The sequence below is a fragment of the Paenibacillus sp. FSL L8-0158 genome, assembly GCF_038592965.1.
In the GTDB taxonomy this organism is placed as follows: domain Bacteria; phylum Bacillota; class Bacilli; order Paenibacillales; family Paenibacillaceae; genus Paenibacillus; species Paenibacillus polymyxa_D.
This window is the reverse complement of record NZ_CP151949.1, coordinates 3,490,531-3,516,769: the sequence shown is the minus strand read 5'-3', so window position 1 is coordinate 3,516,769 and position 26,239 is coordinate 3,490,531. Positions and strand designations below refer to the sequence as shown.

General features: G+C 45.5%; 28 protein-coding genes. 26 read left to right on the top strand and 2 right to left on the bottom strand.

Features of this window, described 5'->3' with window-relative positions:
• Positions 1 to 26: 26 nt before the first annotated feature.
• The 24 genes from spoIIIAF (at position 27) to NSQ68_RS15270 (ending at position 22,468) form a co-directional block, all read left to right on the top strand.
• Positions 27 to 797: a stage III sporulation protein AF gene (gene spoIIIAF, locus NSQ68_RS15385; RefSeq protein ID WP_342426444.1), complete on the top strand. Its 771-nt coding sequence runs from the start codon at positions 27 to 29 to the stop codon at positions 795 to 797.
• Between the two features lie 16 nt (positions 798 to 813).
• A complete protein-coding gene (gene spoIIIAG / locus NSQ68_RS15380) occupies positions 814 to 1,455 on the top strand; it encodes a stage III sporulation protein AG (protein WP_307346364.1) in 642 nt (213 codons plus the stop codon).
• A 62-nt stretch (positions 1,456 to 1,517) separates the two neighbouring features.
• Positions 1,518 to 2,342, top strand: a complete 825-nt coding sequence (locus tag NSQ68_RS15375) for a SpoIIIAH-like family protein (RefSeq protein WP_342426443.1) — start codon at positions 1,518 to 1,520, stop codon at positions 2,340 to 2,342.
• Between the two features lie 138 nt (positions 2,343 to 2,480).
• On the top strand, positions 2,481 to 2,972 hold the full coding sequence (gene accB, locus NSQ68_RS15370; RefSeq protein ID WP_342426442.1) for an acetyl-CoA carboxylase biotin carboxyl carrier protein: 492 nt from the start codon (positions 2,481 to 2,483) through the stop codon (positions 2,970 to 2,972).
• Between the two features lie 61 nt (positions 2,973 to 3,033).
• A complete protein-coding gene (gene accC, locus NSQ68_RS15365; protein WP_023989250.1) occupies positions 3,034 to 4,377 on the top strand; it encodes an acetyl-CoA carboxylase biotin carboxylase subunit in 1,344 nt (447 codons plus the stop codon).
• A 125-nt stretch (positions 4,378 to 4,502) separates the two neighbouring features.
• Positions 4,503 to 4,916 (top strand): Asp23/Gls24 family envelope stress response protein, encoded by a 414-nt coding sequence (locus tag NSQ68_RS15360; protein WP_028540595.1) that lies wholly within the window; start codon positions 4,503 to 4,505, stop codon positions 4,914 to 4,916.
• 73 nt (positions 4,917 to 4,989) lie between these two features.
• The gene (amaP, locus tag NSQ68_RS15355) at positions 4,990 to 5,529 is read left to right on the top strand and encodes an alkaline shock response membrane anchor protein AmaP (RefSeq protein WP_307346354.1); all 540 of its coding nucleotides are present in this window, start codon (positions 4,990 to 4,992) and stop codon (positions 5,527 to 5,529) included.
• A 15-nt stretch (positions 5,530 to 5,544) separates the two neighbouring features.
• Positions 5,545 to 5,778 (top strand): DUF2273 domain-containing protein, encoded by a 234-nt coding sequence (locus NSQ68_RS15350; RefSeq protein ID WP_342426441.1) that lies wholly within the window; start codon positions 5,545 to 5,547, stop codon positions 5,776 to 5,778.
• A 135-nt stretch (positions 5,779 to 5,913) separates the two neighbouring features.
• Positions 5,914 to 6,363 carry a transcription antitermination factor NusB gene (gene nusB, locus NSQ68_RS15345; RefSeq protein ID WP_039270947.1) on the top strand — a complete coding sequence of 150 codons (450 nt, stop codon included), beginning with the start codon at positions 5,914 to 5,916 and terminating at the stop codon, positions 6,361 to 6,363.
• A 37-nt stretch (positions 6,364 to 6,400) separates the two neighbouring features.
• Positions 6,401 to 7,258, top strand: a complete 858-nt coding sequence (folD, locus tag NSQ68_RS15340; protein WP_342426440.1) for a bifunctional methylenetetrahydrofolate dehydrogenase/methenyltetrahydrofolate cyclohydrolase FolD — start codon at positions 6,401 to 6,403, stop codon at positions 7,256 to 7,258.
• A gap of 12 nt (positions 7,259 to 7,270) precedes the next feature.
• On the top strand, positions 7,271 to 8,635 hold the full coding sequence (xseA, locus tag NSQ68_RS15335; protein WP_190297526.1) for an exodeoxyribonuclease VII large subunit: 1,365 nt from the start codon (positions 7,271 to 7,273) through the stop codon (positions 8,633 to 8,635).
• Complete coding sequence (gene xseB, locus NSQ68_RS15330; protein ID WP_013310814.1) at positions 8,625 to 8,885, top strand: exodeoxyribonuclease VII small subunit; 261 nt, start codon at positions 8,625 to 8,627, stop codon at positions 8,883 to 8,885. Before xseA ends, xseB begins: the two co-directional genes overlap by 11 nt.
• On the top strand, positions 8,857 to 9,780 hold the full coding sequence (locus NSQ68_RS15325; RefSeq protein WP_342426439.1) for a polyprenyl synthetase family protein: 924 nt from the start codon (positions 8,857 to 8,859) through the stop codon (positions 9,778 to 9,780). The genes xseB and NSQ68_RS15325 overlap by 29 nt, the downstream gene beginning before the upstream one ends.
• A 107-nt stretch (positions 9,781 to 9,887) precedes the next feature.
• Positions 9,888 to 11,786 carry a 1-deoxy-D-xylulose-5-phosphate synthase gene (dxs, locus tag NSQ68_RS15320; RefSeq protein ID WP_307346339.1) on the top strand — a complete coding sequence of 633 codons (1,899 nt, stop codon included), beginning with the start codon at positions 9,888 to 9,890 and terminating at the stop codon, positions 11,784 to 11,786.
• Positions 11,787 to 11,862: 76 nt separating this feature from the next.
• Entirely contained in the window at positions 11,863 to 12,714 is an 852-nt protein-coding gene (locus tag NSQ68_RS15315) for a TlyA family RNA methyltransferase (protein ID WP_307346336.1), read from the top strand.
• 155 nt (positions 12,715 to 12,869) lie between these two features.
• Positions 12,870 to 13,346: a hypothetical protein gene (locus NSQ68_RS15310; protein WP_342426438.1), complete on the top strand. Its 477-nt coding sequence runs from the start codon at positions 12,870 to 12,872 to the stop codon at positions 13,344 to 13,346.
• Between the two features lie 16 nt (positions 13,347 to 13,362).
• A complete protein-coding gene (gene argR / locus NSQ68_RS15305; protein WP_013310809.1) occupies positions 13,363 to 13,812 on the top strand; it encodes a transcriptional regulator ArgR in 450 nt (149 codons plus the stop codon).
• 58 nt (positions 13,813 to 13,870) lie between these two features.
• Positions 13,871 to 15,589, top strand: a complete 1,719-nt coding sequence (recN, locus tag NSQ68_RS15300; protein WP_342426437.1) for a DNA repair protein RecN — start codon at positions 13,871 to 13,873, stop codon at positions 15,587 to 15,589.
• A gap of 123 nt (positions 15,590 to 15,712) precedes the next feature.
• Complete coding sequence (gene spoIVB / locus NSQ68_RS15295; RefSeq protein WP_342426436.1) at positions 15,713 to 16,873, top strand: SpoIVB peptidase; 1,161 nt, start codon at positions 15,713 to 15,715, stop codon at positions 16,871 to 16,873.
• A gap of 216 nt (positions 16,874 to 17,089) precedes the next feature.
• Positions 17,090 to 17,893: a sporulation transcription factor Spo0A gene (gene spo0A, locus NSQ68_RS15290; protein WP_023989239.1), complete on the top strand. Its 804-nt coding sequence runs from the start codon at positions 17,090 to 17,092 to the stop codon at positions 17,891 to 17,893.
• 381 nt (positions 17,894 to 18,274) lie between these two features.
• Positions 18,275 to 19,024, top strand: coding sequence for a class I SAM-dependent methyltransferase (locus NSQ68_RS15285; protein WP_342426435.1), 750 nt, complete (start codon positions 18,275 to 18,277; stop codon positions 19,022 to 19,024).
• A 301-nt stretch (positions 19,025 to 19,325) separates the two neighbouring features.
• Positions 19,326 to 21,026 carry a methyl-accepting chemotaxis protein gene (locus tag NSQ68_RS15280; RefSeq protein ID WP_342426434.1) on the top strand — a complete coding sequence of 567 codons (1,701 nt, stop codon included), beginning with the start codon at positions 19,326 to 19,328 and terminating at the stop codon, positions 21,024 to 21,026.
• Between the two features lie 113 nt (positions 21,027 to 21,139).
• Positions 21,140 to 21,694 (top strand): hypothetical protein, encoded by a 555-nt coding sequence (locus NSQ68_RS15275; protein ID WP_342426433.1) that lies wholly within the window; start codon positions 21,140 to 21,142, stop codon positions 21,692 to 21,694.
• 369 nt (positions 21,695 to 22,063) lie between these two features.
• A complete protein-coding gene (locus NSQ68_RS15270; RefSeq protein WP_342426432.1) occupies positions 22,064 to 22,468 on the top strand; it encodes a hypothetical protein in 405 nt (134 codons plus the stop codon).
• Between the two features lie 105 nt (positions 22,469 to 22,573).
• Here NSQ68_RS15270 and NSQ68_RS15265 read toward each other — a convergent pair whose 3' ends face one another.
• Together NSQ68_RS15265 and NSQ68_RS15260 are read right to left on the bottom strand one after the other, a co-directional pair.
• Entirely contained in the window at positions 22,574 to 23,350 is a 777-nt protein-coding gene (locus tag NSQ68_RS15265; RefSeq protein ID WP_342426431.1) for a sporulation protein, read from the bottom strand.
• Positions 23,351 to 23,520: 170 nt separating this feature from the next.
• Positions 23,521 to 24,117, bottom strand: a complete 597-nt coding sequence (locus NSQ68_RS15260) for a thymidine kinase (protein WP_023989232.1) — start codon at positions 24,115 to 24,117, stop codon at positions 23,521 to 23,523.
• 208 nt (positions 24,118 to 24,325) lie between these two features.
• Between NSQ68_RS15260 and NSQ68_RS15255 the strand changes: the two genes are divergently transcribed.
• Together NSQ68_RS15255 and lpdA are read left to right on the top strand one after the other, a co-directional pair.
• Positions 24,326 to 24,559, top strand: a complete 234-nt coding sequence (locus tag NSQ68_RS15255; RefSeq protein ID WP_013310799.1) for a hypothetical protein — start codon at positions 24,326 to 24,328, stop codon at positions 24,557 to 24,559.
• Between the two features lie 126 nt (positions 24,560 to 24,685).
• Positions 24,686 to 26,107, top strand: coding sequence for a dihydrolipoyl dehydrogenase (gene lpdA / locus NSQ68_RS15250; protein ID WP_250239286.1), 1,422 nt, complete (start codon positions 24,686 to 24,688; stop codon positions 26,105 to 26,107).
• Positions 26,108 to 26,239: the final 132 nt, after the last annotated feature.

Here is a 26,239-nt window from a genome sequence, read left to right as displayed (position 1 = left end):
AACCAACAAGGGGGGAGGAGAGTGACGTGACCTGGCTAGGAGGCTGGCTTAAGGAACTGGTGCTAATCGTGTTGCTGGCTTCTTTTGTCGATATGATCTTACCGAGCCGATCTATGGAGAGGTATGTCAAACTCGTTCTCAGCCTGCTTATTCTGCTGACGTTGCTGTCTCCGGTCGTGCGCTTACTGAGCACCAGTCCTTCCGAGGTTCTAGGGCGAGCATTGGATCTTCAGCGTCAGGCTGAAACAGGCAAGAGGGAACCGACATTGGAGGAGATTTTAGCAAAAGGCAGCCAGTTAAAGCAACAGCAAGAACAAAGCTCCATGCAATGGGCTGGCAAAGAGGTAGCTAAGGAAATGAAAGGACAGTTGGAACAGTATACTGGGTTAGCAATTCAGTCGGTCCAGGTTACCCTTGCAAAGATTCAACAGGAGGAATCGGGGCTGGAGGCAGGAACGGGTGTCCAGTCGGTAGTGGTCCAATTGGCGGAGCAGCAGCCGGAAAAAGAAAAGAAAAGCCCAGACGTCTCGCCTGGTTCAGATGTCAAGCCGATTATGGTGGAGCCTGTAACCGAAAAGACAGTGAATATTCGTGTGGAGCCAACACATACAAAAACTTCAGATTTTAATGAAGGAACGCGAGAAGATGATCGTGATCCTGACAAAGCTGCTGAGGACGGAAAGCCAACAGATACGAAAGCATTTGGCTTAATTACAGGACTTTTACGTGAAAAATGGGGGATAGACAGCAAAAATGTTCAGGTGCTTTCTTCGCAGGATGGAACACATGAATGGTAACAGGAGGTGAGCAGAAATGAGCAAATGGCTGAAAAAGCTGGAGCAATGGCTGGGTGGAGGGGCGGATGGGGCGAAAAGGTTCAATTCATTTCGTTGGTTGCTTATTCTTGGCCTTATCGGTGTAGCGATTATGCTCTTTAATTCATTCGTTAATGTAAAAAAGGTCGATCCAGAAAACGTAGGGCGTGAGCCGCCTGGTGTGATGACAAATGAGCCTACGTTAGAGACAACAACAGGTGAAGAAAGTTCCTTTGCCGGGATCGAGAAGGTTTTTGAGGACAATATGAAACAGATGCTGGAGCAGATTGTCGGCGTAGGAACCGTCGATGTCATGGTTACGGTAGATTCCACCGAAGAAGTTATCGTTCAACGCAATGTAAAAGACATGCAGGAAGAGAACAACGAGACGGACGCCAATGGTGGACAACGGCACACTACTCAATATACACGTGATGGCGAGATTGTCACCTATGAGTCATCAGGTGGTCAGCACACCCCGATTGTGACCAAAAAAGTAAAACCGCAGGTGAGGGGAGTGCTTGTTGTGGCTATGGGGGCAGAAAACCCTACAGTGAAGCAGCTAATTGTCGATGCTGTACAGAAGGGACTAAATGTACCTTCCTACAAAATTTCAGTCGTTCCGCGTAAGCAGGGATAATTTGGAATTCAGAAACAAAGATGTTTATATTATAAACCATTAATGAAAATGGAGGACGGAACATGAATAATAAAAGACAAACTGTTTGGCTGGTGTCCATGCTGAGTTTAATGGTCGTGCTGTCTGCGTATTATTTATTTACGGAGGACTCAAGCCCTGCAAATCCACCAGTAGCCGATAGCGAGCAAGTGAGCAAGGATAAGCAGGATGCCGCACAGGAAGCAACGACGAAGGCAGAGGAACAATTGAACGAATTAAAGGTAAATGAAGTGGTGACGAATGGAGAAGTAACTGATGGAGCATCAGCAACTTCCACAAAGTCGGATACGGCTTCCACAATTGACCCAGCAACAGAAAACTCAAAAGGTGATAAAGACACGGCAGCTGGCTCTACTACTGAACCGGCTACATCCGATCAAAACACAACCGCGACTAAGACGGACGCGACAGCACAAAGTGACGACAAAGCAGCCTCCACAGCCAAAACCGACCAGCAGGTACTGGATAAAGTGGCAACCGAACAAGCTGCCCAACCTACAGCAGCAGCTGTAATTGACAACTATTTGCTGGAACGGGATGTGGAAAATCAGAAGAAAAATGATGAACTGACTACCGCAATGAACGACAGCACGCCAAAGAAAGCCGCTGAGGCTCAAAAGGAATTACATGTACTTGAAGATAAGCAGGCTAAAATTACTGGGATTGAAGAAGAGCTTCAGCAGCAGTTCGCCAATGCGGTCGTCCGTGAGGAAGATGCTAATAAATACAAAGTAGTGGTTCTGAGTGAAAAATTGGATGCTAAGCAAGCGGTAACAATTGTCGACAAAGTCATGAAGGAACTGAACGTAACGCAGGATAAGATCAGTGTCCAATATGTTACACAATAAGACAAAAAACGCGAAAAAGCCCGGATTTCTGCATTATTCCGGGCTCTTTCTATTTTTAATGATTGTGATATAATACATAAAGCTGTTTCAACAATGTTATCAGCAACCGGCAAAATGCTGAAGGAGTGATTAATAGAGATGTTTAAATTAAGCGAGATTAAGGAATTGATCAAGCTGGTGGATGAAACGTCTGTGCATGAGCTTGAAATTGAAAATGAAGGAACTCGCCTGTTGATCCGTAAACCGGGCAAAAGCGAGATCGTTACAGTACAGGCTCCTGTTGCAACACCTGCTTATGCAGTGGCACCACAAGCTGTTATTCCAAATCCACAAGTACAGTCCGATATTGGATCTACAACTGCTGGGGAACCGAGGGAATATGCAAGCAACCTACATAAAATCGTATCTCCGATGGTAGGCACTTTCTATAGTTCTTCATCTCCGGATACGGCTCCGTATGTGAGTATCGGCAGCAAAGTGGGCGAAAAAACAACGGTATGTATCATTGAAGCGATGAAGCTGATGAACGAGCTGGAAGCTGAAGTGAAGGGCGAAATTGTGGAAATTTTGGCCGAAAACGGACAGTTGGTCGAGTATGGCCAGCCATTGTTCCTTGTGAAACCGGAGTAAAAAGCTTGTTTGTACCCTCTTTTGAGGGTTCGGCAAGACTGCTCCCAGGGAGGATAAAGTCATGACATTTCAAAAAGTATTGATTGCGAATCGTGGAGAAATTGCGGTTCGTATCATTCGCGCTTGCCGCGAAATGAATATTTCGACAGTTGCTGTATATTCGGAAGCTGACAAGGATTCGTTACATGTGCGTCTCGCAGATGAGGCTTACTGTATCGGACCGACGCTATCTAAGGACAGCTACCTTAATTTTACGAATCTGATGAGCGTTGCTACATTGACTGAATGTGATGCTATTCATCCAGGTTACGGGTTTTTGGCGGAAAACGCAGACTTCGCTGAAATTTGCGAATCGTGTAATATTACGTTTATTGGTCCTTCTCCTGAAGCCATTAACAAAATGGGAGATAAGGCCGTAGCCAAGCAGACCATGAAGGATGCCGGAGTTCCAGTTATTCCGGGTTCAGACGGGCTGGTTGAGGATTTGCAGGATGCGATCAGCATCGCACGTGATATCGGATATCCGGTAATTATCAAGGCCACAGCAGGTGGCGGAGGTAAAGGTATTCGTATCGCCGAAGATGAGGATAACCTCATTCAGCAAATCACTACCGCTCAGCAGGAGGCGCAAAAAGCATTTGGCAATGCGGGTGTGTACCTAGAAAAATATTTGACCGGTATGAAACATGTGGAAATACAAATCATAGCGGACAAGCATGGTAATGTTGCCCATTTGGGCGAACGGGACTGCTCTGTGCAGCGTCGTCGTCAGAAGTTGTTGGAGGAAGCACCATGTCCTGTACTTTCGCAGGATGTCCGTGAAGAAATGGGCCAGGCAGCTGTTCGTGCAGCTTTGGCCGTTCAATACTCTGGTGCAGGTACTCTCGAATTTTTGCTCGGCCCGGACAATAATTTCTATTTCATGGAAATGAATACACGTATTCAGGTAGAACATCCCGTAACAGAAATGATTACCGGCGTAGACCTGATTAAGGAAATGATCTCTGTCGCTGAAGGACATCCGCTTTCCTTTACGCAGGAAGAAGTCACCATCAATGGTTGGGCGATAGAGTGCCGTATTAACGCTGAGGATCCGGATCGTAATTTTATGCCTGCACCGGGTAAAATCGGATTTTATCTGCCTCCAGGCGGTCCTGGAGTACGGGTAGACAGCGCAGCATATCCAGGTTATAGCATTCCTCCTTATTATGACTCTATGATCGCCAAGCTGATTGTGTGGGCACCTACACGGCAGGATGCAATTGCCAAAATGAAGCGGGCTTTGTCTGAGTTTGCTATTGAGGGCATACCCACAACGATTTCTTTTCATCAGCGCTTGCTAGAGCATCCGACCTTTATTAAAGGCGATTTTGATATTAAATTTTTGGAGGAAAACGAAGTTTAATCGGTATATTTCCTCAGTTTGTCATAATGAACGCCAAATGATATAGTATGGATAATAAGTGAGCATGTCTGCTTTGAAATCCAAAGCTGGAATGAAACTTATTTTGACCGAAAGGTGTTGAAGGTATGAGCACAGTGCCAACTGAATTCGAACGTACAGAAATTGGGGAAATTCAAATTGCTCCAGAAGTTATTGAAGTCATTGCCGGACTGGCTACCGTTGAGGTACCGGGCGTAGCGGGAATGAGTGGCGGATTTGCTGGTGGGTTTGCCGAACTGCTAGGTCGCAAAAATTTATCTAAAGGTGTAAAAGTGGAAGTCGGACAGCGTGAAGCTGCTGTAGACGTCTCCGTCATTATTGAGTACGGTAACCGTCTGCCTGAGGTGGCTGCTGCTATTCAGCATAATGTTAAGCGTTCGATTGAGAACATGACAGGTCTTAACGTTGTTGAAGTGAACGTGCAAATTCATGATGTTCAATTCAAAAGTGCCGAAAAAGTAGAAGAGCCGGAAGTGCTGGGCGCCGGACGGGTTAAATAGAGCGATACTTTGTACAAACCCCCGACCCTTATGGGTCGAGGGTTTACTCTAATTTAAGGAGGCTGTGCGTTTCGTGGCTAAAGTTATGGACAGACTTCTGCTGTTCTTGTACAGCTTAAGTATCGGAATTATTTCCATTCTCGCCATCCTCCTCCTGAGCGGGGCCATTCCGTATGTTTTAAGTATTGAGGATGAGCGAGTAGTGTGGTTTACCAGCCTGATTATTGCAGGGGTTCTGTTGTTATTGAGTCTTCGTTTTTTTTATATCTCTATTCGACGGAACCAAACCGTACAGCATTCTATTGATCAACGAACGGAATACGGTGACATTCAGATTTCAGTGGATACCATTGAAAATCTGTGCCTCAAAGCAGCTTCCCGATTTCGCGGGCTGCAGGATTTGAAAGCACGCGTTCGTGTGTTGGATTCGGGACTTGATATTACGATTCGGGCGGTTGTAGACGGGGAAAGCTCCATTCCGGTGTTAACCTCCGAGGTACAAAAGGGGGTACACGATCATGTGGAAGAAATTACAGGAATTCCTGTGTCCAATGTGTCGGTGTACATCGCTAATGTTTCTCAGTCACCCAGCTTTAAGAGTCGTGTGGAATAGAGGTGATTTTCCCTGATGCCCTGGAAAGAAATATGGGGAAGTTACAAGGGCCGGATCATGGGGATCACGGCTGGTATTTTTTTCGGTTTTATTTATTTGTGGGTAGGCTTTTGGAATATGTTGTTCTTTGCATTGATGGTGTTCATCGGATATACGCTAGGAAGACGTAGCGATTCAGCGCTCGGTTCGTTCCTCCCTTGGAAGGAATGGGGCGATTGGTTGTCGCAGCGTTGGCGTCCTTTTAAATGAACCCTGTGATACGTGTTCTCCAAAATAGAGCTGTAGCTTCTTTGCGCCCAACGTTTTGGAGGATGCGTTCACAGGTTTTTTTGTGGAAATTGGTTAGAATGAAAAATAGATATAGGCAAGCGTAGGAGGCAGGGCATGAAAAGACGTCTGGCGAGGGAATTAGCGGTACAGAGTATGTACCATATGGAAATGAATGAAGTGGATGCGGCAGCAGCCGTGGACATGTTGCTTCAGGAAGCCGCTGAGGAAAACGAAGCGGAAGTTGTCGTTAAAGACGCGGCAGTGTTAAGAGCGTATGTTTTAGAGCATGTGCGGGGTACGTGGGAGCACAAGGAAGCAATTGATGGGCTGTTGGTGGATTATCTAAAAGGCTGGCAGATCAGCAGACTTTCACGTGTAGATCGTCAAATTTTGAGACTTGCGGCATATGAGATGATTTTCCGTGAGGATGTTCCAGCCAAGGTAGCTGTTAATGAAGCGATTGAGTTGTCGAAGCACTTTGGTACCGAGGAATCCGGTAAATTTGTTAATGGTGTACTGGGACGAGTAATTCAAGAACTGGAGCAATTGAAAGCACGTTTTTAAGTAGAGACTACTGAATCAGGTTGGAGAGTGGTTAAACATGTCAGCACCGATCATTGATGGTAAACAAATCTCTCAGGATATTCGCGCAAGCATTCAGCAAGAGGTCATTCGTCTGAAAGATCACAGCTTTCAACCCGGACTGGCTGTTGTATTGGTAGGCGAAGATCCCGCTTCGCAAGTGTATGTTAAAAACAAGGAAAAGGCATGCCATGATCTCGGCTATTACTCCGAGGTTCACCGATTGGCAGCAGATACTTCGCAGGAAGCATTACTGGAACTGGTGGACAAGCTGAACCATCAAAGTACCATCCATGGAATTTTGGTGCAACTGCCGTTGCCAAAGCATATTCATGAAAAAGCTGTCATTGACGCGATTGCAGTGGAGAAGGATGTGGATGGATTCCATCCGGTGAACGTAGGAAATTTGGTCATCGGTGACGATAGTCTATTGCCTTGTACTCCTGCTGGAGTCATTGAGTTAATTAAGCGTGCTGGAGTGGAGATGGCCGGTAAACATGCGGTAGTTATTGGTCGCAGTAATATCGTGGGCAAGCCAGTGTCTTTATTGTTGCAGCGTGAAAATGCTACGGTTACGATGTGCCACTCCCGTACAGCGAATATTGCGGACCTAAGTCGACAAGCAGATATCTTAGTCGTTGCGATCGGCAAAGCCAACTTTATTGATGCTTCGTTCGTGAAGCCCGGAGCGGTAGTGATAGATGTAGGGATGAACCGTCTGGAGAACGGAAAGCTGGCGGGGGACGTTGATTTTGAGAGCGTGAAGCAAGTGTCTGGTCCGATTACGCCTGTTCCCGGCGGAGTAGGCCCGATGACGATTACGATGCTGATGCAAAATACGCTTGTAGCGGCCAAGCGGTCGCACGGTTTGGCATAAGGGCAGCTGCCTGTGGCTGAACAACGTATTTACTCTATAAAGGACCTGAATCGTTATATCCGGATGAAACTGGAATCGGATCAGGTGCTGTCTGATGTATGGATACGCGGGGAAATTTCTAATTTTACGCATCATTCGAGTGGTCACATGTACTTTACGCTCAAGGATGAGGGGAGCCGCATACGTTCGATTATGTTTGCAACCCATAATCAGCGGCTCCCTTTTGTACCGAAAGAAGGTACGCGTGTTATTGCCCGGGGAAACGTATCCGTGTACGAACGAGATGGACAATATCAGTTTTATGCGACTCAAATGCAGCCTGATGGTATAGGTAGCCTTTATCTGGCTTACGAACAGCTCAAGCAAAAGCTGGATGCAGAAGGACTGTTTGATACTGCTCGTAAGCGTAATCTCCCAGCCCATCCGGCTACCATTGGCGTGATTACGTCACCGACCGGAGCGGCTGTGCGTGATATTATTACGACCCTTCAACGGCGATACCCGCAAGCTGGAATTGTGTTGTATCCTGTGCTTGTACAAGGAAAAGGAGCCGCACCCTCGATCGTCAAGGCAATTGAAGCTATGAATCGTATGCAAGAGGTTCAGGTGATGATCGTCGGACGGGGAGGTGGCTCGTTGGAAGAACTGTGGGCGTTTAATGAGGAAGCGGTTGCGCGTGCCATTTATGCATCGGTCATTCCGGTTATTTCGGCAGTTGGACACGAAACGGATTTTACCATTGCCGATTTTGTGGCTGACTTGCGTGCAGCAACGCCAACCGCAGCAGCTGAGTTGGCTGTGCCTAATCAGGCAGAGCTACGGGATCAGTTGCTCCAACGTGAGCAACGCCTGCGTAACGCCCTCCGGCAGCGGCTGGAAACCAGCCGCGAACGCTTGGCGAGGCTTCAGCGTTCACCAGTCCTGCTGCACCCACGCCGCTATATGCTACAGCATGCAGAGCGAATGGACATGCTGCATCAGCGGCTAATCCGCGCAGCGGGTAACCGTTCACGTTTGAACGCAGAAAAGAATGCACGTATGCGTCAGGTACTAGAACGGTTTAATCCGCGTGAACAAATTCGTTCGGCACGCAAGCAGACGGATATGGCGCAACGTCAGCTGGAGTCTGCGATGCGTGCTATTACGAAAACGGGACAGCAGCAGTTGCACACGGGAATTCGTCAGCTGGATGCGCTGAGCCCACTCAAAGTCATGGCCCGAGGCTATAGCTTGGTATACGATGAGCAGGAGAAACGGCTGATTAAGTCGCTCAAAGACGTACAGCCGGGAGATTCCATCAAGATTAAAGTAAGTGATGGGCAGTTGGACTGCCAAGTATGGGGAATGAAGGAGGACGCGAAGCACGGTGGCGAATGAAACGGAATTGAATTTTGAAGCGGCTATGGCCGCTCTTGAAGAAATTGTCGGACAACTGGAGCATGGAGACGTTCCTCTGGAGCAAGCCATTGATTTGTTCCAGCGGGGGATGAAGCTTTCTCAGCTTTGCAGTCAAAAGCTGGAGCAGGTTGAACGTAAAATTGAAATGATCGTGGAAGAGGATGGAGATTTGCGCAAGAAGCCTTTTGGTGGGGGACTGGATGAAAACGGCGGTGAAGGACTTGAATAGACCGTCGTTCAAGGAATATTTGACCGGGACGATGGATGCGGTTTCGTCTGCGCTGACCGAGCAGTTCCCGGCCGATTGGGACATTCCCGATGTTCTTCGAGAATCCATGAATTATTCACTCACCGCAGGCGGAAAACGGCTGCGGCCTCTGCTTGTGATCGCTGCTGCTGAAGCATTCGGTGGAAGCAGGGAAGCTGCGCTGCCAGTGGCATGTGCGGTAGAAATGGTACATACGTACTCCCTCATTCATGATGACTTGCCAGCCATGGATGATGATGATTATCGGCGAGGTAAGCTGACGAATCATAAGGTATACGGCGAGGCGGTTGCCGTCCTTGCGGGTGATGCTTTGTTGACCCATGCCTTTTACAGCATTGTGCAAGCAGGACGGCGTCACGGTGTTTCGTCTGATTCGCTATTGTCCATTGTTGAGGATTTGTCCGAAATGAGTGGCGCGCGGGGCATGGTAGGCGGACAGGTCGCCGATATGTCAGGCGAGCAAGGAATGACGGGGATCGAAGAACTGGAATATATCCATCTTCATAAAACTGCTGATTTGATTATTTTCTCGCTCTTGGCAGGTGGACGGATTGGTGGGGCGGACAAGGGTCAATTAGAGGCGCTTCGCCGCTTTGGAAGAGACTTGGGGCTGGCTTTTCAGATACAGGACGATATACTGGACCTCATAGGCGATGAGAGTAAAATGGGTAAGAAAACGCAAAGTGATGTTGTACAAGAGAAGGTCACCTATCCGTATTTCATTGGTATGGACGCATCTTTGCAGCAGGTAGAGGAACTCACCGCATCTGCTAAAAGAGTGATAATAGAGAGTGGTATCCCCGATTCTTCTCGTTTGCTGGAGATAGCCGATTACCTGATGAAGCGTGATCATTAGTTGCGTTAGAGTTGTTTTGACTTGTCTGCGTTTAAGCACAGTCAAAAAGTGTGATATAATACTTGTTAACTTTACTCACAAACTTGAAGGAAAGCGGGGAGATATGCGTGCTGCTTCCACACATAAAGCAACCAGGCGATCTGAAATCATTGTCGGTTGAGGAGTTGGCTTCTCTAGCCGAGGAAATCAGGAGCTTTTTGATTGAGAAGCTGTCCGTGACTGGGGGGCATCTGGCATCGAATCTGGGAGTGGTTGAGCTCACGATCGCCCTGCATTATTGCTATAACAGTCCGAAGGACAAGATGATTTATGACGTTGGTCACCAAGCCTACGTACACAAAATATTGACAGGGCGAATGGACCGTTTTGATACACTTCGTCAGCGTGATGGACTTTGTGGTTTTGTAAAAAGAAGCGAGAGTGAGCATGATGTTTGGGAAGCCGGTCATAGCAGCACTTCTCTGTCGGCCGCAATGGGAATGGCTTTGGCTCGAGATTTGAAGGGCGAGGACAATAAAGTCATTGCAATGATCGGAGACGGCGCGTTGACTGGGGGGATGGCCTTCGAAGCGTTGAATCATATCGGACATGAGCGCAAAAATTTAATGGTCATTCTGAATGACAACGAAATGTCCATAGCACCTAATGTAGGTGCCATGCATAATTATTTGAGTAAAATCCGCTCGGACCGCCATTATTTGCGGGCAAAAGATGAGCTGGAAGTTTTGCTGAAAAAAATACCCGCGATCGGCGGTAAACTTGCCAAATCGGCTGGCCGTGTCAAGGACAGTCTTAAATATATGATGGTGCCTGGTGTACTGTTTGAAGAACTGGGACTTACGTATCTCGGTCCAGTGGACGGACATGATTTGCCGAAGCTAATCGAAACCTTCCAGCAGGCTGATAATGTCACTGGCCCTGTATTGGTGCATGTCGTAACCACCAAGGGCAAGGGCTATAAACCTGCGGAGGCAGATTCACACAAATGGCACGGAATCAGTCCTTACAAGATTGAATCGGGTCAGGTGCTTAAAGCTGTAGGTAATCCGATGTATACGGAAATTTTCGGCCGAACTCTGATTGAGCTGGCTGAGCAGGATGAGCGCATCGTCGCGGTCACGCCTGCTATGCCTGGTGGATCAGGACTGGTACCGTTTAGTAAAGAGTTTCCTAGCCGTATGATTGACGTCGGCATTGCTGAACAGCATGCAGCTACCATGTGTGCTGCGTTGGCAATGGAAGGGATGAAGCCGGTGTTTGCGGTGTATTCCACTTTTATGCAGCGTGCTTATGACCAAATTGTGCATGATATCTGTCGTCATAATGCGAACGTGATGTTCGCGATTGACCGTGCAGGTTTTGTTGGGGCTGACGGGGAAACTCATCATGGCGTGTTTGATGTGGCATTCTTACGTCATATCCCGAATCTTGTGCTTATGATGCCAAAGGATGAGAACGAGCTACGTCATATGATGAAAACAGCGCTCGACTATGAAGACGGTCCAATTGCTTATCGTTACCCACGTGTTAATGTGGTTGGCGTGCCGTTGGATAAAGAATTACAGGCTATTACCATCGGCAGTTGGGAGCTCCTGCGTAAGGGTGAGGGCTTTGCTGTAATTGCATCAGGACCGATGCTCCAGGTGGCGACAGAGGCTGCGGAGGCGATGAAACGGGAAGGGTTGCAAGTGGGCGTCGTGAATGCTCGTTTCCTGAAGCCTTTGGACGAGGATATGTTGCGTGAGCTGGCTCGTCAGCACACGAAGCTGATCGTACTAGAAGAAGCTTCTGAAGCAGGAAGCTTGGGTAGCGCTGTACTTGAATTTTACGCCAAAGCCGAAATACAAGAGGCACAGGTGCGCCTAATGGGGATTCCGGATCTGTTCGTGGAGCATGGCTCCATCAAAGAGCAGCGTGCTGAAGTAGGTCTTACCATTGAAGACGTATGCTTAAAGCTGCGTAAATGGGCTGCAGAGCCAGCATATGGCATGGGACAATCTGTATAGGATAACTTGAAGCGAAGACTATGACGTTTATAAAAAGTATGACAAGAGCAGCCTGGCTGCCTAAAGGGAGATTAACATGTCTGTTCCGAAGGAACGCATTGATGTATTACTTGTAGAACAAGGCTTTTTTGAAAGCCGTGAAAAAGCTAAAGCTGCGATTATGGCTGGTTTAGTGCTGGCGGACAGCGAACGAATCGAAAAAGCGGGAATGAAGGTACCACGCGCCAGCGAGCTTAAAGTTAAGGGCTCGGTGCATCCGTACGTAAGCCGTGGAGGATTGAAGCTGGAGAAGGCCATCCGTCAATTTGAGCTGAATATGAAGGGCAGGACAATGCTGGATATTGGCTCGTCCACTGGAGGCTTTACGGATTGTGCACTTCAGCATGGAGCGGAATACGTTTATGCCATTGATGTGGGTTATAATCAGCTGGATTGGTCGCTTCGTAATGATGAACGAGTATGCGTAATGGAGAAAACGAATTTCAGATATATGACACCAGCGGATTTGATTGGTTCTGTGCCGAATTTCGCAAGTATTGACGTTTCGTTTATTTCATTACGTATTATTTTGCCCCCGTTGCTTGCATTATTGCATCAACCTGCTGATATTGTAGCTCTAATCAAGCCGCAATTTGAAGCTGGACGCGAAAAGGTCGGAAAATCCGGTGTGGTCCGTGATCCTGCTACGCATAAAGAAGTGTTGCAGACCATTCTGATGTTTGCGCATGAGCTTGGACTTACGCTGCAAGGTTTGGCTTATTCACCTATTACAGGTGGAGAAGGCAATATTGAATTTTTAGCGCATTGGCGTTTGGATGGGCTTCCTGCTGCAGAATCGCAGCTGGAGAAGATGGATTTCAGACCACTGATTGAACGCACCGTTCAGGAAGCAGGTCAGACTTTTAATAATGGTCCATCGCGTAAGTAACATTCAGGGGTTCTCCATGAGTTCTGTGAACTTAAGGGAACCTCTTTTTGGTGTGAGGGATTGATTATAGAACTCACGTTCGCCTATAATGAGATGTACAAAGGAAAAGGAATTTTACTTCTTGTCCTAGAATATGTCCATGAGGTGATCGGACCATGGATACAAGATATGATACGGTTATCATCGCTGTGATCGGGGTGATATTAGGGATATGGGCTTTATATAGCCTACGTGCCTGGTTGAAGGAGCCAGGGCCGCTTGTGCTAAAGACGATACCGATTAACGAGGATTTGGATGAAGGGCCTGTTACAGATCTACTCGAAAAAGCAGGATATGAGGTTGTGGGCGGGAAAATGAAAATACCGCTTGCTTTTAAAGTGAATGGACATACCGTGTATAGCCGTTTGTTTATAGACTACGTGGCTGTACGAAACGGTTCGACATATATGGTCAAAACGTCACGCCGCAAGAAACCAATGGAGTGGAGTGGTCCTGATTTACGGGACAGGCTCATGCCATATTTGTTGCTCTATCCGGGTTGCGCGGGTGTACTGTACGTTGATACGGACGAGCGAAGTATTCGCCTTATTACATTAGTGGAAGACCTCGAAGAAGAGGAATATGAAGGTTAATCCATAGGAGGATTATATGAAGGGTCAACGACATATTAAAATTAGGGAAATTATTTCACAACATGAAATTGAGACGCAGGATGATCTGGTTGAAGCATTGCGTAAGGCTGGTTTTCAGGTTACGCAGGCGACCGTATCGCGCGATATCAAGGAGCTACTGCTCATCAAGGTCCCAATGGACGATGGCAGATATAAATATTCGATGCCTTCGGATCAGCGCTACAATCCAGCCCAGAAACTGAAACGTACGTTGGTTGATAACTTTTTGCATATTGACTACACAACCAATCTGATTGTGATGAAGTGTCTGCCGGGAACAGCCAACTCGATTGCTGCTTTATTGGACAATATTGAATGGTCCGAAATTATGGGTACGATTAGCGGAGATGACACCATTTTGATTATTTGCCGATCGGAAGAAAACAGCGAAGCTATCGTGAATCGTCTTATGGGCTACATTTCCTAATTATAATGGCTACGCATATTAGGCGTTTTAATTTGTACATCATAGAGGTGAAAGAACGATGCTGGTCACTTTGTCTATACGGAATTTGGCGGTCGTAGAGGCCGTCGATGTTCATTTTTATAAAGGGTTTCATGTGTTAAGCGGGGAAACAGGTGCTGGTAAATCCATTATTATCGATGCGCTTGGGCTAATTGCAGGCGGTAGGGGCTCTGCTGATTTAGTACGTTACGGTTGTGATAAAGCAGAGATGGAAGCCTTGTTTGAACTGCCAGTAAAACATCCCGTTTGGAATACACTTGAGGAACAAGGAATTAAGGCTAATGCGGAGGAGCATTTGCTGATTCGTCGTGAACTTACGGTTCAGGGGAAAAGCTCTTCTCGAATTAACGGCCAGATGGTTAATTTGACGATGCTGCGTGAGGTAGGTGAGCAACTCGTCAATATACACGGGCAGCATGAGCATCAAAGCCTGCTACGTGCAGATCGCCATCTGTCGCTGCTGGATACGTTCGGTGATTCGGTGATCGGTCCGGTCAAAACGCTTTATCGGGAGCGTTACAATGCTTTTGTCAAAGCGGAAAAAGAAGTAAGAGAACTGCAAAGCTCCAGTCAAAAGGCTTATCAGCTTTTGGATATGTACCGATTTCAATTAGAAGAGATCGCTGCGGCGGAGTTGAAATTGGGAGAAGATGAATTATTGGCAGAAGAACGGGTCAAGCTATCCCATAGTGAGAAAATGATGGATGGGATATCAGGAGCATACGAACTGTTAAGCGGCAGAGGTGGACTGGATACGATCAATAACGTATTGTCCAGATTGAACGATGTCCAAAACTATGACAGCAAAAGCCTACAGCCCATTGCAGAGCAGATTCAGTCTGCTTTTTACCAGTTGGAGGACGCAGCATTCCAATTACGTTCTTATCGTGAGGATATTGAATTTAATCCAGACAAGCTGCATGAAGTGGAACAACGTTTGAATCAAATTACCGGATTACAGCGAAAATATGGTGATAGTATAGAGCAGATTTTGGAATACTATAGCCGTATTGAGCAGGAAACCGATCTGCTGGAAAATAAAGATGAGCGTCTGGAGCAGCTCATTGCAAAACGGGACGAGTTGCTGTCCGAATTGCTTGAGATTTCGGAAGAGCTTACAGAAGCACGTGAAATTTGCGCTGAAGAGCTTGCAGAGCAAGTGGAGCAGGAGTTAAAAGACCTGCAGATGGAAAGAACGTCACTCAAGGTGCGCATTGATCCAATTGAAGATCCACGCGGGTATGAGTATAAAGGTCTGAAGGTAAGACCTACCAAGCAGGGTATTGATAATGCGGAATTTCTTATTTCCCCCAATCCAGGTGAGCCATTACGTCCACTTGGTAAGATCGCTTCAGGCGGTGAGCTATCACGTATCATGTTGGCGATGAAAAGTATTTTTGCGCGTCATGATCAAATTCCAGTACTCATTTTTGACGAGGTGGATACCGGGGTGAGTGGTCGTGCAGCTCAATCCATTGCCGAGAAGCTATATCGTTTATCTTCCGTTTGTCAGGTGTTTTCCATTACTCACTTGCCACAGGTGGCATGTATGGCAGATCATCAGTACCTTATTGAGAAAAATGTTCATGACGGACGGACCATGACTCAAATTGAGGGACTTACGGAGGACGGGCGTGTCAAAGAATTGGCACGGATGCTGGGCGGTGTGGAAATTACCGAAAAAACATTGCATCACGCACAGGAAATGCTGAATTTGGCGGAAGGAAAGAAAGCCTGAAAAGAGCGGCCGGCGTAATGTTTAACAGTTATAAAAGCCTGGGGGCAAGGTTACCTTATAGGTACGCAATTGGCGACCACCTTTACTCGTCAAGCGAAAGAAGCAAAGGGAGCGTGACAGCCATTGAATTTTTACTCCAGGATCAAATTGCTCGGTCTTTTGCTTGTTTTTCTTATGTGTTCTATCGGTAACGCTCAGCAAGTGCAAGCAGCGCTGCCTCCACAAGCTTCTTTGGATTTGTTTGGTTCTAAAAGCATGAGGACAACCCAAGAAAGTGTAATTCCCGATTTAAAAGTATACCCGGGAGGGCAGACGATTGGGGTTAAAGTAAAATCTTCAGGAGTGCTTGTCGTCGGTCACCATATCATTCAGGAAAGTAATGATCGTAAGGTATCACCTGGTGAAACAGCGGGGATTCGCCTAGGAGATCGGATTACACACATGAACGGCAAACCACTCAATAGCCTGGCAAGGGTTGCTGAAGTAGTAGACGAAGCAGGTAAGAATAAAAAGCCGCTCGACATAACGCTTTGTCGAGGTGAGCAGACCATTTCCACCAAGTTAACACCAGCATATGATCAGGATGATAAAGCATGGCGGCTTGGGTTGTATATTAGGGACTCGGCTGCAGGTGTAGGTACATTAACGTTTTACGCACCAGACCAAGGTGTATACGGGGCCTTGGGCCACGTAATTACCGATATGAATACCCAAACCCCTATTGTCGTGGGAAGCGGAGAGATTGTGCAGTCCAATGTGACATCAATTGCGAAAAGCCAAAGTGGGGAACCAGGAGAAAAACGCGCTCATTTTCTCAAAGATCATCGGGTATTAGGAAATATTGAAAGAAATACGAATTTCGGAATCTTTGGGAAAATGTCAGATGAGCCGCAATATGGATTGTATTCGACTCCTATTCCGGTGGCTCTTGCTAATGAAGTAAAGGAAGGACCAGCAGAAATTTTGACTGTACTGGAAGGTCAACAAATTCAGCGGTTTCAGGCGGAAATTGTACACATTTCTCAGCAGGACAAACCGGCAACCAAAGGACTTGTGATTCGTATTGTAGATCCAAAGCTGCTGGATAAGACCGGGGGAATCGTGCAAGGAATGAGCGGTAGTCCGATCATCCAAAATGGTAAGCTTATCGGGGCTGTGACACATGTATTTGTGAATGATCCTAAATCAGGTTACGGTTGTTTTATCGAATGGATGCTGCGCGATGCAGGAATCATGCAGAATAACGTAAGCTTGAAATCATCTTCTAATCTTAAGGCGAGCTAGTGGCCTTAAGATTTTTTTGTCGAAAAGCAGGGGAATAGCTCATAATTGCAAGATAAAGAATCAATTATAATAGAAACTATAAAAAAAATAAATAAAAATAATTTTCGACAGAAGGAATTCATAATTCGATGTCGAAATCATATACTCCGACAAGAAATATTTATATACTGTAAACAGATATCACAATGGAATATCACTCAATGAGGAGGAAGTACATTGCAAAAAATTGAGGTATTGTTGGCAGATGACAACCGGGAATTTACGAATTTGCTTGCTGAATATATTTCCGATCAGGAGGATATGGAAGTTACAGGAATCGCCTATAACGGCGAAGAAGTGCTCCAACGCATCGCAGAATCCCGCAACATACCTGATGTACTTATTTTGGATATTATTATGCCTCATCTGGATGGTCTCGGTGTATTGGAGCGTTTGAGAGAAATGAACCTAACTCCACAACCGAAAATCATTATGCTGACTGCATTCGGACAAGAAAATATTACACAGAGGGCCGTACAGCTCGGGGCATCTTATTATATTTTGAAGCCGTTTGACATGGAAGTGCTGGCTAACCGTGTTCGCCAATTGGTGGGACCGCAGTTAGTTAGCAGCAGTCCGGTGACCATTTCATCCATGCGGTCCAACGTTGTACCTATGGGTAAGACGAAAAACCTGGATGCCAGTATCACGGCCATCATACACGAAATTGGCGTACCAGCTCACATCAAGGGCTATCAATATTTACGTGAAGCCATTACGATGGTGTACAATAATATCGAAATTCTAGGTGCCATCACCAAAACATTATATCCGGCAATCGCCGAAAAGTTCAAAACGACGGCATCTCGCGTAGAACGCGCCATTCGTCATGCTATCGAGGTAGCATGGACCCGCGGAAATATCGACAGTATTTCACACCTGTTCGGTTACACCATTAATATCAGTAAGTCCAAACCAACCAATAGTGAGTTCATAGCGATGGTGGCAGATAAGCTGAGAATTGAGAACAAGGTGTCCTGAAAGGGTCAGAATGATTGATGAAGCAAGGAATTCTTGGGTTTTGACGTTTATGAATGATAATTGTAGGGACGGCTACTAATCTCCAACACAGCCGTCCCGATACCGATAAGCTTCTGAATAGTGGACAACTAATACCGCCTTTTTATTGGTTCTTCCAAAGACCAGTAAAGGAGCGGTATTTTTTATAATTAAAACATTCTTTCAAATGAGGTGAATCGGATGTCTTTCCGTATTGTTCGAAGTATTTAGTTTCCGGGTTGGAAAAAACGCGTACCAGCCGTCAAGGGGGGAGTTTATCCTTTTGACTACACAACTAAAATTTTGAATGATATCGGTCTGCTAGCCCGTAGTTTTTATCCTTAATTGGAAGGTGAAAAGAAAATGAATTCAATAGAGTATAAAGAGTTTTATGATAAGATTGGAAAAATCAACGGATGGGATTTCAGTAACGTGAAATGTATCTCCAAAGGCGTAAAATGGGACTTCTACAATGAAGTAGCGAAGACATGCAAGAAGTCGGACATATTGCTTGACATCGGTACTGGCGGCGGGGAGGCCATTTTATCAATAGCAGATTCGGCATTACTCCTAGTTGGGATTGACCATTCCACTGGAATGATCGAAACGGCAACCAAGAATTCGGCTGAATCAGACATAGCAAATGTTCGTTTTCTCCAGATGGATGCTGAAAATTTAAATTTTCCTGAGAACTTCTTTAACGTAATCTCTTCTCGACATTCATGTTTTTATGCAAAAGAAATAGCAAAGGTGTTAGTAAAGGGTGGTATGTTCCTGACACAGCAAGTAAGCGAAAACGACAAATTAAATATTAAAGAAGCGTTTGGAAGAGGACAGGCATGGGGGACTAAGAAAGACTCGTTAAAAGCTAAATATATTACGGAATTAAGTGATGCGGGCTTTAGCGACATACAGTCATTTGAATTCAATGCAACCGAATATTATCAGACTCCTGCAGACTTAATATTTCTCTTGAAACACACTCCAATTATTCCTAACTTCAGAGATGAAGAAATTGATTTTCATATACTCCAGCAATTTATTATGGACAATCAAACCGAAATAGGAATAAGGACAAATTCAGAACGATTTATGGTGATTGCTAGGAAGTAAAACATAAAAGGATACCCGCTTTTGGGTATCTTTTTTTTAATTTAGAAGTTTGATGCAATAAGTGAATAAAGATTTTCAGCATCTCTCTTGCTATATATGACGGTACAATTGTTGGGAATTATAAAACATAATGCTCTACAAGAGGTTTATAAAATAAGCCTGAATCAGTTGCACCAACCATCACGAGGAGAAAACTCCCTTTTGTAAACAGTTCTGAAATTCTCTTTAAATTTGATATAAACAATGTGTCGTTTCTTGTCGATATAGTATCTAATTATAAAGAGAACTGAGGAGCGAATATATGAAATTTAACATCCGAACAAAATTGATATTGGGTTTTCTTGCGGTAATAATCCTATTGATCGTGATTAGTACAGTATCTATCTCCAGAATGAAAAAATTAGGTGACACTTCGATGGCAATCGATAGTCATTGGATGCCAAGTGTGACCATCCTGGGGACACTAAATGGTGATGTATCTGATGTAGAGCGGATTTCATTAAACATTATTGTAGAACGTGACCCAGAGGAAATGGAGAAGGTTCAGGCCGAATATGATAAGGTTTTAAAAAAGGTTGAGGACGGCCGGAAAACATACGAAAAATTAATTGCTACCCCTAAAGAACGTGAAATGTATGAAGAATTCTCCAAAACTTATACTGAGTATCTGAATAAGTTGCCTGAAGTGCTCGAAGCAGGTAAAGCTAATGATTATGCTCAATCAAGCATCCTACATCAGGAGTCCTATAAGTTATGGTATAGTTCAAACGATATGATCAGTCAGCTCATTAAATTGAATGCAGATGGATCTAAACAGACTACGAAAGAAGCTGTTGATAACTTTATTTCAGGGAGACAATTGGTCATCGTTTTGAGTATAGTAGCCGTTATATTAGCATTGATCATGGCAATCATCATAGCCCAAATCATTTCTAAACCTATCTTGCGGATCAGTCGTGCTGCTGAAAGTATTGCATCGGGTGATCTTACAAGTGAAGCTATCGATGTGAAGGGCAAGGACGAGATCAGTACATTGGCACATTCCTTTAATGTCATGGTTGAGAACCTTCGTGAACTGATTCAATCTGTGAGTAAGACGACTGAGTTGGTAACCACTTCCTCAGAAGAATTGACGGCCAGCGCAGAGCAAAACAGCCAAGCTTCTGCACAAATAACCGAAACGGTGCAAGAAGTAGCTACTGGAACAGGAGACCAGGTGGATATGGTGACGAAATCGTCCCAAGCTATTGAGGAAATGTCTATCGGTGTTGAGCAAATCGCCATCCGCGCGCAAAATGTATTTGCATCTGCGCAAGATGCGGCCCATAAATCGGCTGAAGGTAACCAGATGATTCAACAGGCAGTTACGCAGATGAATGCCGTGAATGATTCCATGAATGGATTGGCAGATCTCATGGCTGGATTGGGAGAGCGCTCAGACGAAATTGGCAAGATCATTGATGTTATCACCAATATTTCTAGTCAGACCAACCTTCTTGCCTTGAACGCTGCGATTGAAGCGGCCCGCGCAGGGGAACATGGTCGCGGATTTGCTGTAGTTGCAGGCGAAGTTCGCAAGTTGGCCGAACAATCAGCTCACTCTGCTCAACAAATTACGGAGCTTGTGGGATTGATTCAAAAGGATACTACCCATGCAATTGAGGCGGTAGCATCCAACGGGAAGGATGTCATGACAGGTCGTGAAGTTGTACAAAATGCAGGCGCATCGTTTGAACTAATTCAGGAAACCGTCAATAAAGTGGCCAGTGAAATTGAAGAGGTCTCTGCTGGATCGGAACAAATGTCTGCAAGTACCGATGAGATTGTTGGCTTTGTTAAACAAATTTCAGCAATTGCTGAAGAGGCTGCAGCCGGGACACAGCACGTGTCAGCTGCGACTCAAGAACAACTGGCATCAATGGAGGAAATTGCTTCCTCTGCAAGAAACCTGTCCAAAATGGCAGAAGATCTGCAAGGGCAAATTGGTAAATTCAAAGTATAATTCATATACTGCTTTTTATGTTTCAGAGGAATAGCTGCTCTATTGTGAGCGGCTTTTTTCTGTTTTTTATTAATACTTTGCGATTAAAGAGTGGAGATAAGAAGAGCCTGTAATTGGAACAATATGATATAATGGTGGGAAATTCTTTGGGTTGGAGTGACATCATGGACCATAAGACTGAACTTAAAGCAAGTGATCTACGTCAGTTAGCGATAGATAAAATTATAGCTACACCATTTTTGAATGATTTTAAATATCTGAAAAGCAGAAAAGTTTTGAAAAAAGACACCAGGGAATTTATATTTGAAATTTATTTTGGTGCGACTAAATATGGTGCATTAAAAGTTTATATTATCGTGGAATCCAAAAAAATAAAAAAGAAGTATAGTACGGGGGCTTGTTTTCACAGTGAGTTGATTGCTCTGACCAAGAAATATACGGAAAACAGGGATTACCTTGTGTCCACAGAAGCAGAAAGAGAGCGGGTGATCCAAGAGATTATTGAAGATATCTACACTTTTGCGTTGCCTTTTTTCAAGCGATTTGAACATGTAGAAACACTAGCAGAACAAGTACATAAGTCAGGTTTTTTACCGCATCGCAAACGCTTTGATAAGTTTAATCCGTTGACGAAAAGATTCATTGATTTTTATTATCAAGGGGAGTAATGTAGCCATCTGGGGCATTTTTGTTCTTGTTCTCACCATTGAGCAGTAGATAAGCATTTTGATAAGGAGAACGATTTCCATAGAGTAGATATTATCGTTTTTCAAAAGGATGATGTACAATTTGTAAAACGGGTCAGTGTACTCCTCAGGAGAAGATGATTTACCTAACATGCTCAATTTCTTGCTAAGAGGCGAGTCGGATGTTGCACTAGAGGGTACGGTTTTTATGTGGGTTGGCATTGGATGAGCAGCACAGAGGCTGTACACACGGGTATATTTTAATGAATAAAACTATAGGCTAAGTCATCGCATTGAACGGGCTAGTGGTATTAACCCAATTGATTCTGAAGCAAAGGCGGGGATGAGAGCATGTGGAGTAGTCTGACTTGGGTGTTCTTCGGCGTGTTGTTGGTGGTATTGGGTTGGATTGTTAAAGCAAGGCGTAGTCGCAGCAGCAACAAACAAGTGAATGAGCAGCGGGACAGTAATGTCGTTGAATTTCGTCCTCGTAAGCCCGCTCGACAATCCCGCACCAGAAATGAATCTAAGTCTAAAGTGTCTTCCGGTTCACGCGCGAATACAAAAGCAGCAGGTGTTCAGGCCCAAACTGGATTTGGACTGTCTGACTCTATCCAGGGCACAGGCAAGCAAAAATGCTCCTTCTGTAAAAAAGAAGACAAATTAACCTTCTACGCAGATGACAATGGATCGCTGTACGGGGTATGCAAAGAGTGTAAGCATAAGGCGGAAAGACAGGATATGTTGCCACTTTAGTCTATACAGACTGTTGAGGACGATCATTAAAGAATTCTTAAATTAACAAAAACTCCCAACCGATGTAGTAATTGGTTAGGAGTTTTTTGTTTATGTTCTACATTGTTATCTAAGTTGCCTGTCAATTAATTCCTCAAGCGCATCTGCTATGTGATCTGGTCCATAGGATAGCTCTTCCCGGCTTAAACTCAACCAGGCATGACGCTCATCCATATCAAAGGCACTCTCCAGCCAACCAGACAACCCTCTGCCCCTGCGGTCTACTTCTACAAGCACATGCACACCCTCGGGTTCCAACTGCATAACCAACTCTAGTTCCTCGATATCCCGTGCATATTCCGAGCCGGGCGTAAATTCAAACTCCTGCACGAATGGAACACTGCGTCCAAGCTTGGGGTGACGTTCGCAGGAGGAGGAGCGGAATCGGAAGCCCAACAGGTGAACCGCCTCAAACACTGTATTCATATAGGGATGTGGCTCGATTTTGAGTGAATCACGATCGGTCGGGTCCAAAGCCATGCCAATATCTAATGCTGTTTCCAGCCAGACGGGCTGCTTGGCGTGAGTAACAGGAGTTTCCAACGGCAATCTGAAGGAAAAAGGAATTTCAAGCTCCTGTCCTTGCTCTAGATGAAAGCCGTCCGATACCTTAATTCGTGCAATGCAGCAGGTGGTGGTAGTTTTTTTGTCATCGTGCTCCACGATATATTCAGTCTTGAGCTCGATGTCAATTTTGCCGATTTCCTGATCAATTTTACCGCCTTTGATGCGCATGATGCCACTCAGTTCTTCCCCAGGCACATATACGGCTTGATCCACCAGCGTATCGACTTTAGCTGAACCGATTCCTGCGCTTGCTAAGATTTTGTTAAAAAAACTCATTATTCCTTCCCCCCATATAATCTCATGGTCATGATATACAAACGAAGACTAAAAACTTGTACAGCTTAACCGGATATACGGGGGAATGGTTCGAATCGTTCCAAAAAAATGCAAGAAAAAGTCACTGGTACTCACGTAGGCATATTGCAGCTTGTCGATCCATCTGTCTACTAATCGCAGTTCACTTTATGAGGAGGTATAAAGCAATTTCGACAACGAGGCTCATAAGCCTCAGAGTCGCCGATCATCACAATAGGTCCCACAGTGGAAGGTTTACCATTTACCATACGTTGCGTAAATACTGCTTCCGAGCTACCGCAGACAGCGCAAAAGGAAGTCAGCTTCTCGATGTCATCCGCCATGGCGAGCAGACCACCGACATAGCCGAACTCTTTGCCTCGATAATCCAGATTCAGCCCATCGGCAATTACATGCTTGCCGCAATAAGCTAGCTCTTGTACAAGCGACATAATATGACGACTGAAAAACTGGACTTCGTCAAAGGCAACCACGTCGGCATCTTTTGTTTCTTGCAAAATACGCTGAACGAGCTCATCTGTAAGTTTTCTTGGGATAGAGATAGCGGGCAGCCGATATCCGATCCGGCTCACTATTTCGTCCTCGGCATAGCGGTTATCTTCAGCGGGTTTGTAAGCTACCACTTTACGATGCCCGTATTGGATTAGTTTTTGACAGCGGCGAATCAATTCGCCGGATTTTTCACTGAACATGGGGCCTGTAATAATCGTAATTCGTCCTGTAGGCAAAGCGAATTCCCCTCTCTGTAACATGTACATAACACTGTAAATCTTCTTCTCCGAAAGAAAACGCCATTATAGATTACCATAACCAGCCGTATACAGACTAGAGAAAATATATTGATTTTCGACATGTTGTTGTATGTCTATTCCTAAAACGTAAATGTGGTCGTCATTGCTCTGCCGCCGCGGGCATGATATGGTGAAGCGTAGTGGAATGAAGGGAAGAGTGAAAGGCATGGACGAAAAAAATACGGATTATAGTGCCAAAAAAGGAGCATTACTGGAGCAAGGGCTGATCAGCCCGCAAGCTCTAGAACTCATCACTGAGCTGGAGACAGAGCTGAACTTTCTGCGCAAGCAAAATGAATCATTTCGCAAGGCGCTGCGAGCCAAATCAGCACAAAGTCCAAGGATGTCTACCAAATTACGAGATGCGCTGTATGAATGATATGGAAAGAAATCTGGATTAAAGGGTTAGCTTTTTTGTAGCCTATGCCTAAACGCTATATTTTGTACAGTGAAATAAAGAGAGTACAATAAGCTATATATAATCAATTGTTATTGGAGGAGAAACATGACTATACATTGTGATGTCGCTATTTTGGGTGGAGGAACCGGGGGGTATGTAGCAGCCATTCGTGCTGCCCAGCTAGGCAAAGAAGTGGTTATTATCGAAAAGGACAAGCTTGGCGGAACCTGTCTGCACCGTGGTTGCATTCCGAGTAAGGCCTTGCTACGCAGTGCGGAAGTATATGCCACGATTAAAGAAAGTGCACAATACGGTATCGAGACATCGGGAGCACAGCTTGTATTTCCCAAGGTTCAGGAACGTAAGGAAGCCGTTGTGGAACAGCTGCATCAGGGCGTTCAATTTTTGATGCGTAAAAATAAAATTACGGTACTGAGCGGTAAGGGGCGCGTGATTGGTCCGTCTATATTTTCTCCAAAAAGCGGGGCAGTTGCCGTGGAACTAGAAGATGGTGAGATGGAAACAATTGTTCCTGCACATCTCATTATTGCAACAGGATCACGCCCGCGTGTGTTGTCCGGACTAGAGCCAGATGGCGAATTTATTCTGAGCAGTGACGAAGCGTTAACTATGGAGGAGTTGCCAGCATCCCTGATTATCGTGGGCGGTGGTGTTATTGGCGTGGAGTGGGCTTCCATGCTAAATGATTTTGGCGTGGAGGTTACGGTGGTTGAAGCTGCGAATCGACTTATTCCCACTGAAGACGAAGACGTTTCGCGTGAAATGCAGCGCTTGTTAACCAAGCGTGGTGTCAAGGTGCTGACGGGTTCACAAGTGCTGGCTAAAACATACGGCAAAGATGAGGAAGGTGTGCAGATTGACGTGCAAAAAGGGGAAGAAACCGAAACCCTCAGCGCTTCCAAACTGCTCATTTCTGTAGGGCGTCAGGCCAATGTGGAAAATATCGGACTGGAAAATACGGATATCCGCGTAGAGCGGGGCTTTATCTCGGTTAATGAGCATTTGCAGACGAATGAACCACATATTTACGCCATTGGAGATTGCATCGGCGGCCTACAACTGGCGCATGCGGCGAGCCATGAAGGTTTGCAGGCGGTTCATCATCTGGCGGGCGAGGAGTTTCACAGTGTACCTAACCATCTGATTCCGCGGTGTATTTATACACGTCCTGAAGCTGCGAGTGTCGGCTTAACGGAGCAAGAAGCCCGTGAGCGTGGACATCAGGTGAAGACAGGGAAGTTCCCTTTTCAAGCTATCGGAAAATCGCTAGTATACGGCAGTCGGGACGGCTTTGTCAAAGTAGTGGCCGACGAGAAGACCAATGATATTCTCGGTGTACATATGATCGGTACGCATGTGACGGATCTGATCAGCGAGGCCGCTCTTGCGCAACTGCTGGATGCTACGCCGTGGGAAGTCGGACAGCTTATTCACCCGCATCCGACGTTGTCGGAGATTTTGGGAGAAGCGATGTTGGCCGTTGATGGACAGGCGATTGGCATATAGACGTTTCAAATAAATCGGTGCTTTTCTTTTTGGGCAGAAAAGGATTATAATGGGGTTAGCCAGAGTTTAGTACCAGGTTTTAAGACAAGATGGTACTAGGAACTGGAAGTAGGATGTTTGACACTTAAGGAG

Excerpts from the sequence above, each read along its gene's own strand:
- NSQ68_RS15375 (WP_342426443.1), top strand. The coding sequence starts at position 1,518 with ATGAATAATAAAAGACAAACTGTTTGGCTGGTGTCCATGCTGAGTTTA.
- lpdA (WP_250239286.1), top strand. The coding sequence starts at position 24,686 with ATGACTATACATTGTGATGTCGCTATTTTGGGTGGAGGAACCGGGGGG.
- NSQ68_RS15280 (WP_342426434.1), top strand. The coding sequence starts at position 19,326 with ATGAAATTTAACATCCGAACAAAATTGATATTGGGTTTTCTTGCGGTA.
- argR (WP_013310809.1), top strand. The coding sequence starts at position 13,363 with ATGAAGGGTCAACGACATATTAAAATTAGGGAAATTATTTCACAACAT.
- spoIIIAG (WP_307346364.1), top strand. The coding sequence starts at position 814 with ATGAGCAAATGGCTGAAAAAGCTGGAGCAATGGCTGGGTGGAGGGGCG.
- NSQ68_RS15310 (WP_342426438.1), top strand. The coding sequence starts at position 12,870 with ATGGATACAAGATATGATACGGTTATCATCGCTGTGATCGGGGTGATA.
- NSQ68_RS15270 (WP_342426432.1), top strand. The coding sequence starts at position 22,064 with ATGTGGAGTAGTCTGACTTGGGTGTTCTTCGGCGTGTTGTTGGTGGTA.
- recN (WP_342426437.1), top strand. The coding sequence starts at position 13,871 with ATGCTGGTCACTTTGTCTATACGGAATTTGGCGGTCGTAGAGGCCGTC.
- NSQ68_RS15315 (WP_307346336.1), top strand. The coding sequence starts at position 11,863 with ATGTCTGTTCCGAAGGAACGCATTGATGTATTACTTGTAGAACAAGGC.
- NSQ68_RS15360 (WP_028540595.1), top strand. The coding sequence starts at position 4,503 with ATGAGCACAGTGCCAACTGAATTCGAACGTACAGAAATTGGGGAAATT.
- NSQ68_RS15325 (WP_342426439.1), top strand. The coding sequence starts at position 8,857 with ATGAAAACGGCGGTGAAGGACTTGAATAGACCGTCGTTCAAGGAATAT.
- NSQ68_RS15255 (WP_013310799.1), top strand. The coding sequence starts at position 24,326 with ATGAAGGGAAGAGTGAAAGGCATGGACGAAAAAAATACGGATTATAGT.
- accC (WP_023989250.1), top strand. The coding sequence starts at position 3,034 with ATGACATTTCAAAAAGTATTGATTGCGAATCGTGGAGAAATTGCGGTT.
- NSQ68_RS15350 (WP_342426441.1), top strand. The coding sequence starts at position 5,545 with ATGCCCTGGAAAGAAATATGGGGAAGTTACAAGGGCCGGATCATGGGG.
- nusB (WP_039270947.1), top strand. The coding sequence starts at position 5,914 with ATGAAAAGACGTCTGGCGAGGGAATTAGCGGTACAGAGTATGTACCAT.
- folD (WP_342426440.1), top strand. The coding sequence starts at position 6,401 with ATGTCAGCACCGATCATTGATGGTAAACAAATCTCTCAGGATATTCGC.
- NSQ68_RS15265 (WP_342426431.1), bottom strand. The coding sequence starts at position 23,350 with ATGAGTTTTTTTAACAAAATCTTAGCAAGCGCAGGAATCGGTTCAGCT.
- NSQ68_RS15285 (WP_342426435.1), top strand. The coding sequence starts at position 18,275 with ATGAATTCAATAGAGTATAAAGAGTTTTATGATAAGATTGGAAAAATC.
- accB (WP_342426442.1), top strand. The coding sequence starts at position 2,481 with ATGTTTAAATTAAGCGAGATTAAGGAATTGATCAAGCTGGTGGATGAA.